We start from the raw sequence: 10,664 nt of genomic DNA, 5'->3' as shown, positions 1-10,664 counted from the left end.
AGACAACACCACATCGCTGCGCGGAAAACTGAAACGTGCAGGATGGAACGATACGTTCCTCTTCGAACTCATCCAACACATGCGATAGCCCTGCCGCAAGGGGGGAGGGGAGCAGAGGGCGCTGCCTCTCGCGGCGTATTCTGCGCCGCTAACGTTATCGCTCCAGCTCCAGCTATCGCTATCGCTTGCGTTTGCCGGCTTCGCGGAACTGCTCCATCACTTCGCTGCCGAGCCGCTTTGGCGCCGCGGGCTTGTCCGGCTGGGCGGCCGCGGCTTTCTTTTTGGCGGTCGTCTTCGCCGGCGGCGGCGGCGAGGGATCCGACAGGTCTTCGGCGAGCGCGCGCAATTGCTGGCGCTGCGACGCCGGCCGGGCCTGCTTCAGCTCCGGGCAATGCTTGTCGAGCCGGGTCAGGATGCTTTTGACCTCGGACTCCTTCAGCCCGTCGAGCAACAGCGCGAACGCCTCGTCGCCGATCACCGCGCGGATGCTGCGCAACGCCTCGACGCCGACCGATTTGGCCTTGAGGCACTTCAGCACCAGCGCGCGCGCCGCCTTGTCGGCGTCGAGGCGGACCGGCGCGAACAAGTCGGGATGCGCGCCAAGCCGGTGCAACACCGCGAAACCATCAAGCGCGATCGACATCGAGCACCTCCGTGAGTTCGTCGACCAGGTCAGCGAGCAGCGGAACCACGACGGGTCCCCATTTCTGGGAGAAGATCGGAAACTTGGTGGTCTGTCCGAGCGCGTCGCCGATCGCCGCGGTCTCGGGAATTTCGGTTGCGAACATCGCGAAGGCCGGCTTGTCGGCGGTCGCCTCGTTGCGCAGCATCGCGGCGGTCTCGGCGTGGAGCTTGACCTTGCGGCGGCGCGTGATCAGCACGTAGGGCGGCCGCGACGGCCGTTTCACATGCTCCGACAGCCCGCGGCTCGACATCGTGGCGCAGAAATGCTGCAGCCCAAAGGTCGAGAGAAAATCGGCGATGGTCGGCACGATGACCAGATCGGCGAGCCTGATGCTGACTTCGGTGAGCGCCGAGATTCCGGGCGCGCAGTCGATCAGCACGAAGTCATAGCTCCTGCGGGCTTTGCCGAGATGCGTGCTCATCACCGCGGTGAGGCTCTTGACGATGTCGGCCCAGCTCATCTTCGCCTGGGTCAGTTCGTAGATCAGCATCTGCTCGAAATTGCGCAGCTCCGGGCTCGACGGCAACAGCGAGATCGCGAGCGGTTGGTTGAGATGCGAGACGTTGCTGACATTGTGGCGGATGCAGTCACTGATGCTCATCTGCCGCCCGCCGAGCAGCCGGTCGTGCAGAAATCCCTCGATCGTCGCCTGCCGCGCCATCAGCATCGCCAGGATGGAATCGCCGGCGAGGCAGATCGAGGCGTTGGCCTGGGCGTCGAGATCGATCACCAGCACGCGATAGCCGCTGGCGGCCAGCGCTTCGGCGAGCGAAACCACGGTCGCGGTCTTGCCGACGCCGCCCTTCATATTGGCGACCGCGATGATTTTCGCGCTCATGGCGGCATTCAGGAGTCCCAAGCCCGCGCAACTATAACGCGAGCATGTGGCGGCGGCAATCCGCAGCGCTGCCCCCCGCCGCGCGCGCTTGACCTCGCCGCGCATCGCCCGCATGAGCTTTAGCGGTAAACCTGGACGGATGATGACCAGCCATATTCCAAAAGCCCCAGCCTATTGGGCGCGCGACGGTATTTTGCCCGGCGTGATCGCGATCGGGCCGCTGCTGCCCGGCACACTGGCGTTCGGCATGGCGTTCGGCGCGTTGTGCGCGCAGAAGCACTTCACCCTGGCCGAGGTCGAGGTGATGATGGCCACGGTCTATGGCGGGCTGTCGCAATTCGTCGCGGTGCAGGCCTGGCCGGAGCGGCTGACGCCGTCGTCGATCGCAGCACTGGCGCTGCTCACCACCACGGTCAACATTCGCTTCGTGCTGATGACTGCCACGATGCAGCCGTGGTTCGGCAATCTGCCGCCGTGGCAGGCCTATTCCTCGATGCTGCTGGTCACCGACGGCGGCTGGCTCGCCGCGATGCGCTACCGCGAGCACGGCGGCGCCAATGCCTGGTTCTACGTCGGCGGCGGCCTGGTGCTCTATGCGTTGTGGGTGGTGGCGGCGATCCCGGGCTTCCTGCTCGCCGAACAACTCGCCGATCCGAAGAAATACGGCGTCGACCTGGTGATGCCGGCGTTCTTTGCCGCCATGCTGGTGCCGGCCTGGAAAGGGCCGCGGCGGGCGCTGCCCTGGGCGGTGTCCGGTGCTGTCGCGGTCGCCATCCATGCCCTGATACCCGGCTGGTGGTTCATCATCGCCGGCGCGCTGTCGGGCGCCATCACCGCCGGGCTGATGGACGAGCCGCCGCCGCGGCATGGGGCGGCGTCATGAGCGAGTTTCTGCGGAGCGACGTCATGCTGGCGTTCGCGGTGATGACCGCGGTGACCGTGGCCTCAAGGCTCGGCGGTTACTGGCTGATGGGCTACGTGACCGTGACGCCGCGGATTCGCCGGATGCTGGATGCGCTGCCGGGTTCGATCATCGTCGCCGCGGCGCTGCCGGTCGCAGTCAATGGCGGGCCGGTGGTGATGGTGGCGATCGCGGCCGCGATGGCGGTGACCATCATCCGCCGCAACGACTTCCTCGCGGTGATCACCGGGATGTCGGTGGCCGCCTTGGCCCGCGCGCTGGGCATCGCCGGGTAGTTCGCAGCCCGGTGGTGGCATTGTGTAAATGCCACTTGTCAGAGTGTCTGAATTGGTGTTCAGTTCTTTGGCAACTTGAGTGAACGATGTTTTGGAGTCTGAGAGCATGATGCCGAAAATCGGATGCCGGTTTTCGGAAAACATCCGGCTCGATCAGCTCTAGCGTTTGCTCCAAGCCTTGAAAAATCGGCGGTTTGTGCCCAGGGCGCAGCCGACTGATAGGGAAGAGACCGCATGGTTTACCGGCGAACGCAGCAAGTCGTCAAACGCCTGGCGGCGCGCCGCCAGGCCATTCTGTCCGCCGCCCGCGAGACCGCGGCGGAAGGCGGGATGTCGGCGGTGCAGATCGCGCCGGTCGCCACCCGCGCCCGCGTCGCCGCCGGCACAGTATACCGCTACTTCCCCTGCAAGGCCGACCTGATTTCCGAACTGATCGCCGAAGTCTCGCGCGATGAGCTGGCGGCAATCCGCCGCGCCGCCGATGCAGCACCCGGCCCGTCCTCGGCGCTGGCCGCGGCTGTTACCACGGTCGCGGTGCATGTGTTGTCGCATCGCAAATTGGCCTGGGGCATCCTCGCCGAGCCGGTCGACGTCGACGTCACCGCGTCGCGGCTGGCCAGCCGCCGCGAAATCGCCGGCGAGATCGAATTGCGCATCGGCGCCGCGGTCCGCGCCGGGCATCTGCCGGCGCAGGATACCGCCTTGGCGGCCACCGCCTTGCTCGGCGCGCTGCATGAATCGCTGGTCGGGCCGCTGGCGCCGGACAATCTCGACGACGCCGGCCGGCTGCGCGACGCGGTGCAGACCGTGACGCTGTTGGCGCTGCGCGCGGTCGGCGTGATGGACGCCCGCGCCCGCGGCCTCGTCGTGCAGGCGGTGATGCCGGCGCGGATTCTGGTCGGCGCCTGATAGCAGTTACTAACGACAAAAGAGCGCGGCGATAGCCCGCGCCAAGCCGGGAGGACACCATGTCGATCAAGATGCCGGAGCCGGATCAGGCCGTGCTGGCGCGCCGCGACGAAATCGTCGCAGCCTTGCGCAAGATTGTCCCGGGCGAGGGGGTGATTTCGTCAGCCGCCGAGATGATCCCCTACGAGTCCGACGGGCTGATGGCGTATCGGCAGCCGCCGATGGTGGTGGTGCTGCCGGATACGACCAAGCAAGTTTCGCAGGTGCTGAAATATTGCCACGCCAACGGCATCCGCGTGGTGCCGCGCGGCTCCGGCACCTCGCTGTCCGGCGGCGCGCTGCCGCTCGCCGACGGCGTGCTGCTCGGGCTCGGCAAGTTCAAACGGATCCGCGAGATCGATTTCGACAACCGCGCCGTGGTGGTGGAGCCCGGCGTCACCAACCTTGCGATCAGCCAGGCGGTCGATCACAAGGGCTTCTACTACGCGCCGGACCCGTCGTCGCAGATCGCCTGCTCGATCGGCGGCAACATCGCGGAGAATTCCGGCGGCGTGCATTGCCTGAAATACGGCATGACCACTAACAACGTGCTCGGCTGCGAGATCGTGCTGATCACCGGCGAGATCATCAAGGTCGGTGGCAAGACCGCGGAGACTTGCGGATACGATGTGATGGGCATCATCACCGGCTCCGAGGGCCTGCTCGGCGTCATCACCGAGGTGACGGTGCGGATTCTGCAAAAGCCCGAAACCGCGCGCGCGCTGATGGTCGGCTTCGCCGATGTCGAGGCCGCCGGCGAATGCGTGGCGCAGATCATCGGCGCCGGCATCATTCCGGGCGGCATGGAGATGATGGACAAGCCCGCGATCCACGCCGCCGAAGCTTTTGTCCACGCCGGCTATCCGCTCGACGTCGAGGCGCTGCTGATCATCGAACTCGACGGCCCCGGCGTCGAGGTCGACGAGCTGATCAGCCGGGTCGAGAGCATCGCGCTGTCCTGCGGCTCCACCACCTGCCAGATCTCGGTCTCGGAGAAGGAGCGGCTATTGTTCTGGGCCGGCCGCAAGGCGGCGTTCCCGGCGGTCGGACGGATCTCGCCGGACTATCTGTGCATGGACGGCACCATTCCGCGCAAGCAGTTGCCGCTGGTGCTGCGCCGGATGAAGGAGATGTCGGAGAAATACGGCCTCGGCGTCGCCAACGTGTTCCACGCCGGCGACGGCAACCTCCACCCGCTGATTTTGTATGACGCCAACAAGCCGGGCGAGATGGACAAGGCCGAGGCGTTCGGTGCCGACATCCTGCGGCTCTGCGTCGAGGTCGGCGGCGTGCTCACCGGCGAGCACGGCGTCGGCATCGAAAAGCGCGACCTGATGCCGGAGATGTTTTCCGAGATCGACCTCAACCAGCAGCAGCGGCTGAAATGCGCCTTCGATAAGGACGGCCTGCTCAACCCCGGCAAGGTATTCCCGACGCTGCATCGCTGCGCCGAACTGGGACGCGTGCACGTCCACGGCGGCAAGCTGGCGTTCCCGGACATTCCGCGGTTTTGAGGATGCCAACTCAGAACGGCCGCCTGATCCGTCTTCACCGCGCCCCCTCCGCGGGTCGTCCCTGCGTGCGCAGGGACGGCGTGTGGCAACCCGCCTTCGCAAACAACAACAACAGCAAGAGCACCCCGTGGAAACTCTGAAACCCCGCGACGCCAAGGATGTCGAAGACGCGGTGCGCGCGGCGATCGCCGGCGAGCAGCCGCTGGAGATCGTCGGCCATGGCTCTAAGCGCGCGATCGGCCAGCCGATGGCGACCAACGCGCTGCTCGACCTCTCCGCACTCAACGCCGTCTCCAATTATGAGCCGAACGAGTTGATCATCACCGTCGAGGCCGGGGCGCCGCTCGCGGACGTCAAGTCGCTGATCGATTCCAAGAACCAGCAATTCGCCTTCGAGCCGATCGACACCTCGGGCCTGCTCGGCACGCCGGCGGATGCCGGCTCGATCGGCGGCATGATCGCAGCGGGCCTCGCCGGACCGCGGCGGATCCGGGCCGGCGGCGCCCGCGACCATCTGCTCGGCGCCCATGCGGTGTCGGGCTTTGGCGACAGCTTCAAGGCCGGCGGCAAGGTCGTGAAGAACGTCACCGGCTACGACCTCTGCAAGCTCTTGGCGGGCTCCTGGGGCACGCTGGCGGTGATGACCGAGGTGACGCTGAAAGTGATGCCGCGGCCGGAAAGCGAACGCACGCTGCTGCTGCGCGGGCTCGACGACATAGCCGCCAACGCGGCGATGACGATGGCTTTGGGCTCGCCCTATGACGTCTCCGGTGCCGCGCATTTGCCGGGCTCGGTGCTGCGGACCACGGCCGGCCCGCTCGGCGAGATCGGCGCGCCGGATCAGGCGCTGACCTTCATTCGGCTCGAAGGCATCACCGCCTCCGCGGTGCATCGCGCGGCGTCGCTGGCGGCACGGCTGGCGTCGTTCGGCAAGGCCGAGATTCTGGAAGATGCCGCGTCAAGCGCGGCCTGGGCGGCGATCCGCGACGTCGCGCCGTTCGCGGCCAGCGGCCCGCGCGCGCTGTGGCCGGTGTGGCGGATCGTCTGCCCGCCGGCGTCGGGCGGCAAGTTCGGCCAAGCGCTGGCGCGGGAGAGCCAGGGCGAGGTGGTCTACGACTGGGCCGGCGGGCTGATCTGGGCGGCGTTGCCGCCCTCAGCCGACGCCAACGCCAAGATCCTGCGGCAGCGCGTCGAGGCGATCGGCGGCCACGCCACGCTGATCCGCGCGCCGGAGCCGGTGCGCCAAGCGGTCGACGTGTTCCATCCGCAGGCGGCGGGGCTGGCCGCGCTCGGCCAGCGGGTGCGCGCCAGTTTCGATCCGAAAAACATCCTCAATCGCGGCCGGATGCTGCGCGGAGCCGCGACATGAAAACCGAATTCAACCTGACGCAGCTTGCCGATCCGGACATCGCGGTCGCCGATTCCATCCTGCGCGCCTGCGTGCATTGCGGCTTCTGCACCGCGACCTGCCCGACCTACGTGCTGCTCGGCGACGAGCTCGACAGCCCGCGCGGCCGCATCGTGCTGATCAAGGAGATGCTGGAGAAGAATGCGCCGCCGACCGCCGAGGTGGTGAAACATATCGACCGCTGCCTGTCCTGCCTCGCCTGCATGACCACCTGTCCGTCCGGCGTGAACTACATGCATCTGGTCGATCAGGCGCGCGCCCGGATCGAAAAGGACTACACGCGGCCATGGCCGGACCAACTGGTGCGCGCGGCGCTGGCCTGGCTGATGCCGCGGCCGGCGCTGTTCCGGCTCGGCATGGTGATGGCGCGTTTCGTGCGGCCGCTGGTCAACCTGCTGCCCGCGCCGCACGACCTGCGCAAGCCGACTTTGCTGAACCGGATCAAGGCGATGCTGGCGCTGGCGCCGCCGCATCTGCCGCCGGCCGGGCCGGCCTCCGGGACGGTGTTTCCGGCGACCGGGCCGCGCCGCGGACGGGTCGCGCTGCTGCACGGCTGCGCCCAGCAGGTGCTGGCGCCGCGTATCAACACCGCGGCGATCCGGCTGTTGAACCGGCACGGCATCGAAGTTGTGCTGGTGCCCGACGAGCAGTGCTGCGGCGCCTTGATCCATCATCTCGGCCGCGACGTGCAGACGCTGGCCTATGCGCGGGCCAACATCACCGCCTGGATGAAGGAGGCCGAGCGCGGCGGGCTGGACGCTATTCTGGTGACCACATCGGGCTGCGGTACGGTGATCAAGGACTACGGATTCATGCTGCGCGAGGATGCCGAATTCGCCGCGCCCGCCGCCCGGGTGTCGGCGCTGGCGCGCGATATCAGCGAATATGTCGGCGCGCTCGAATTGCAGAAACCCCTGCAGCGCAGCGATCTTGTGATCGCGTACCACTCCGCCTGCTCGTTGCAGCACGGCCAGAAAATCCGCGAGCTTCCCAAAGAATTGCTTTCCAAGTCCGGATTCGTGGTGAAAGATGTGCCGGAGAGTCATCTGTGTTGTGGATCGGCGGGCACGTACAACATTCTCCAGCCTGACATTGCGGGACAGCTGCGCGACCGCAAGGTCGCCAATATCGCAAGCGTCAAGCCGGACATGATCGCCGCGGGCAATATCGGCTGCATGGTGCAGATTGCCAGCGGAACGTCGGTCCCTGTGGTGCACACGATTGAACTTCTCGATTGGGCGACAGGCGGCCCGCGTCCTGGATCGGACTGACCACGGGCCGCGCTGGACGCGCCTTGCTTACGCCCGCTGGCGGCTGCCGGCGCAACCAAGTGATCATCGCAACCGAGTGATCATCGCGACAGAGTGATCAGCGCAACAGGAGTCCACGATGGCAAAGAGCAAGAAAGACAAGAAGGGCAAAAAGGACAAGTCCGCCAAGAAGGACAAGAAAGCCAACAAGCTTCTGCTGGCGAAGAAGGCCTCCAAGAAGGCCTCCAAGAAGGCCGGCAAGAAGGCTGCTGCGAAATCCGCCACCAAGGCGTCGAAGACCTCGGCCAAGTCCGCAAGCAAGTCCGCAAAGAAGGCCCCCAAATCGGCTGCAAAGTCTTCTGCAAAGTCCGCTGCGAAATCCGCCGGCAAAGCTGCGAAGGGCGCAGCCAAGAGCTCCGCGAAGTCCGGCAAGGCGGTGAAGGCCGCCGCCAAGACGGCGAAGTCCAAAGCTACTGCGCCGAAGTCCACTGCGCCGAAGGCTCTCAAGACCAGCGCCAAGAAAGCCGTCACCCCGGCGCCGAAGCCCGCCAGCAAGGCCACGAGCAAGCCGTCCGCGCCGCGGCGCGCGCCGGCGCCGGAAGCCAAGGCGGCGAAGTCGCTCGCCAAATCCTTCGTCAACTCGGTGGCCAAGACGGTGGCGAAGTCGGTCGGCAAGCCGGCGAGCAAGCCCGCCGCCGAGCCGCCCGCGCCGAGCGTCGCCGCGCCGCCGCTGGAGGTCACTGCGAAGCCGACCCCGCCGCGCAAGCCGCGTCCGCGCAAGCCGGCGCCGGCGCCGGTGGCCGCTCCGGCGCCCGACGCCGCCTCGCCCGAGGGGACGCCGGAGGCCGTCGCGGCGGCCGCGCCGCCGGCCTTCGAGGACGACAGTACCACCGCTCCCACGCCGGACAGCGACTCCCAGCCCGACAGCGAGCCGGCGCCGGATAGTCCGCCGCAAGCCGCCGACGAGCCTGCGGACGACGAACAATCCGCCGAGCCGCGCCACCGCGCAGCGCCCGGCGCCCGCGGCGAGGGCGACGCCGCGCTGGACTAACCGGCCGTCAGCCGCCGGCGGGCGGTCTGGCCGCCTACGCTACCCGACCACCTAAAAGGCCGCGCCTGGCGCGGCCTTTGTCGTGACCGGGCGCTGCCAGTTCCGGAATTAGCCCCGCGATTCGGCCCGCAAGCCGCTATCCGGATGATCCGGGCGGCTTTCGGGTGCGACTTTCGGGGCACTCATTGCGTAGTAACGATGTGCAACTGCGGATAATTTTGTTGTCATAAAGCCACACCCGCCGGACAACCTTCTTAGAAACGGTCGAATTGCCCAAAAAGACGGCAGCTGCTTGTGTTTTTCGCTTCACGGATCGCTGCGGCCACAGCAGATTGCAGTCAAGTTTACGCGATGTCGCAGCAGTCGATTGTCGGTAGGGCCTTGGGGCACCGGAGTTGGACTGTCTTTCAATTGATGGGGATCGTCATGAAGAAAACTATGTTGTCGGTCGCAGCTGTGCTGGCGATTGGGGTTGGCTCGGCCTCGGCTGCTGATCTTCCCGCGAAGGTCTACACCAAGGCTCCGCCGGTCGTTGCGTTCGACCCGTGGGATGTCGCCTTCGGCGGCGCGATCATGAGCGATTACGTGTTCCGCGGCATCAGCCAGTCGAACCAGAAGCCGTCGGTCACCGCCTATTTCGAGCCGCGCTACAACATCAACCCGAACCTGCAGCTGTATGTCGGCTCCTCGTTCGAGAGCATCTCCTTCACCAACCGCGCCGCGGCTGAAGTCGACATCTACGGCGGTATCCGCCCGACCTTCGGCGCCTTCGCGTTCGACTTCGGCGTCTGGGGCTACCTGTATCCGGGTGGGCAGTGCATCGATACCATCCAGGGCGGCGGCAACATCTGCCCGCTCGGCTCTTCGTCGATTGCCAACGGCAACGTGATGAAGAAAGACGTCAGCTTCTACGAAGCTTACGGCAAGGTGAACTACACCTTCAACGACACCTTCTCGCTGGGTGCCACCGCGTTCTATTCGCCGAACTTCCTGAACTTCGGCTTCGAGAGCACCTACGCCTCGGTGGTCGGCAAGGTGATCGTTCCCCCGACCTGGTTCGGCACCAGCGGGATCGGCGCCTTCGTGTCGGGCGAGTTCGGCCGTCAGTGGCTCGGCACCACGGACTCCTTCTACAGCATTCCGTTCAACACCCTCGCGGGCGTGAAACTGAACGACTACAACACCTGGAACGTCGGCATCGGCTTCACCTACAAGGTGTTCACGCTGGACCTGCGCTACACCGACACCGACATGTCGAAGGTCAACTGCCAGAACATCACCAGCGACTTCAGCTCCAACGGCACCACCTCGAACTGGTGCGGCGAGCGCTTCACCGCCAAGTTGTCGGCTGACGTGACGCTGGGCGCGATCAAGTAAGTTTCCTCCCGAGACTTCTCAGAAGGGCGGCAGAGCGATCTGCCGCCCTTTTTGTTTGTGCTGCTGGTTGTCCGCACTCGTCGCGGAACTGACAGCTCGCCAGGACCAAGCGAGACTCTTTCAAGTTGGATCGATGCGGTTCAACAGTCCTGGATTGCCATTCCCGGGCGCGAGCAGCGCCAGCTGCGAGCACTGCTTCACCTCTCCCCGCTTGCGGGGAGAGGTCGACCCGGCGGAGCGTAAGCGAAGCCGGGTCGGGTGAGGGGGCGCCTCGGCATAACGCGGCGGGGGGGGGGGGGGGGGGCGGGCGCCGGCCCCGGGGGGCCCACCCCCGCGAGGACCCCCCGGCAGGCGACGGGGGGCGGGGCGGGGGGGGGGCGGGCCCGCGCCGCGCGG

At 66.6% G+C, this 10,664-nt stretch carries 10 protein-coding genes; 8 read left to right on the top strand and 2 right to left on the bottom strand.

The features are described from left to right. Positions 1–178 precede the first annotated feature (178 nt). Both HNR60_RS23660 and HNR60_RS23655 read right to left on the bottom strand, forming a co-directional pair. Positions 179–643 (bottom strand): hypothetical protein, encoded by a 465-nt coding sequence (locus HNR60_RS23660; RefSeq protein ID WP_184262838.1) that lies wholly within the window; start codon positions 641–643, stop codon positions 179–181. Beyond that, positions 627–1,523, bottom strand: a complete 897-nt coding sequence (locus tag HNR60_RS23655; protein ID WP_184262836.1) for a ParA family protein — start codon at positions 1,521–1,523, stop codon at positions 627–629. The genes HNR60_RS23660 and HNR60_RS23655 overlap by 17 nt, the downstream gene beginning before the upstream one ends. Positions 1,524–1,665: 142 nt before the next feature. On the opposite strand from HNR60_RS23655, the gene HNR60_RS23650 reads away from it, so the two are divergent. The 8 genes from HNR60_RS23650 to HNR60_RS23615 all read left to right on the top strand — a co-directional run bounded on the left by HNR60_RS23650 (position 1,666) and on the right by HNR60_RS23615 (position 10,268). Continuing rightward, entirely contained in the window at positions 1,666–2,406 is a 741-nt protein-coding gene (locus HNR60_RS23650) for an AzlC family ABC transporter permease (RefSeq protein WP_184262834.1), read from the top strand. Further along, the gene (locus tag HNR60_RS23645; protein WP_184262832.1) at positions 2,403–2,720 is read left to right on the top strand and encodes an AzlD family protein; all 318 of its coding nucleotides are present in this window, start codon (positions 2,403–2,405) and stop codon (positions 2,718–2,720) included. The genes HNR60_RS23650 and HNR60_RS23645 overlap by 4 nt, the downstream gene beginning before the upstream one ends. A 234-nt stretch (positions 2,721–2,954) precedes the next feature. Continuing rightward, positions 2,955–3,629 (top strand): TetR/AcrR family transcriptional regulator, encoded by a 675-nt coding sequence (locus HNR60_RS23640; protein ID WP_184262830.1) that lies wholly within the window; start codon positions 2,955–2,957, stop codon positions 3,627–3,629. Between the two features lie 59 nt (positions 3,630–3,688). Next, complete coding sequence (locus HNR60_RS23635; RefSeq protein ID WP_184262828.1) at positions 3,689–5,182, top strand: FAD-linked oxidase C-terminal domain-containing protein; 1,494 nt, start codon at positions 3,689–3,691, stop codon at positions 5,180–5,182. Between the two features lie 127 nt (positions 5,183–5,309). After that, positions 5,310–6,551, top strand: a complete 1,242-nt coding sequence (locus HNR60_RS23630; RefSeq protein WP_184262826.1) for an FAD-binding protein — start codon at positions 5,310–5,312, stop codon at positions 6,549–6,551. Beyond that, complete coding sequence (glcF, locus tag HNR60_RS23625; protein WP_184262824.1) at positions 6,548–7,861, top strand: glycolate oxidase subunit GlcF; 1,314 nt, start codon at positions 6,548–6,550, stop codon at positions 7,859–7,861. Before HNR60_RS23630 ends, glcF begins: the two co-directional genes overlap by 4 nt. Positions 7,862–7,979: 118 nt before the next feature. Then, a complete protein-coding gene (locus HNR60_RS23620; RefSeq protein ID WP_184262822.1) occupies positions 7,980–8,891 on the top strand; it encodes a hypothetical protein in 912 nt (303 codons plus the stop codon). 426 nt (positions 8,892–9,317) lie between these two features. Further along, positions 9,318–10,268: a TorF family putative porin gene (locus tag HNR60_RS23615; protein ID WP_184262820.1), complete on the top strand. Its 951-nt coding sequence runs from the start codon at positions 9,318–9,320 to the stop codon at positions 10,266–10,268. The last annotated feature ends 396 nt before the right edge of the window (positions 10,269–10,664 follow it).

The sequence above is a fragment of the Rhodopseudomonas rhenobacensis genome (genome assembly GCF_014203125.1).
Taxonomy (GTDB): Bacteria; Pseudomonadota; Alphaproteobacteria; order Rhizobiales; family Xanthobacteraceae; genus Rhodopseudomonas_A; species Rhodopseudomonas_A rhenobacensis.
This window is presented reverse-complemented; position numbering and strand designations above follow the sequence as displayed.

What these genes read in the sequence shown, in the direction of transcription:
- HNR60_RS23660 (WP_184262838.1), bottom strand. Translation starts at nt 643, where the DNA reads ATGTCGATCGCGCTTGATGGTTTCGCGGTGTTGCACCGGCTTGGCGCG.
- HNR60_RS23655 (WP_184262836.1), bottom strand. Translation starts at nt 1,523, where the DNA reads ATGAGCGCGAAAATCATCGCGGTCGCCAATATGAAGGGCGGCGTCGGC.
- HNR60_RS23650 (WP_184262834.1), top strand. Translation starts at nt 1,666, where the DNA reads ATGACCAGCCATATTCCAAAAGCCCCAGCCTATTGGGCGCGCGACGGT.
- HNR60_RS23645 (WP_184262832.1), top strand. Translation starts at nt 2,403, where the DNA reads ATGAGCGAGTTTCTGCGGAGCGACGTCATGCTGGCGTTCGCGGTGATG.
- HNR60_RS23640 (WP_184262830.1), top strand. Translation starts at nt 2,955, where the DNA reads ATGGTTTACCGGCGAACGCAGCAAGTCGTCAAACGCCTGGCGGCGCGC.
- HNR60_RS23635 (WP_184262828.1), top strand. Translation starts at nt 3,689, where the DNA reads ATGTCGATCAAGATGCCGGAGCCGGATCAGGCCGTGCTGGCGCGCCGC.
- glcF (WP_184262824.1), top strand. Translation starts at nt 6,548, where the DNA reads ATGAAAACCGAATTCAACCTGACGCAGCTTGCCGATCCGGACATCGCG.
- HNR60_RS23620 (WP_184262822.1), top strand. Translation starts at nt 7,980, where the DNA reads ATGGCAAAGAGCAAGAAAGACAAGAAGGGCAAAAAGGACAAGTCCGCC.
- HNR60_RS23615 (WP_184262820.1), top strand. Translation starts at nt 9,318, where the DNA reads ATGAAGAAAACTATGTTGTCGGTCGCAGCTGTGCTGGCGATTGGGGTT.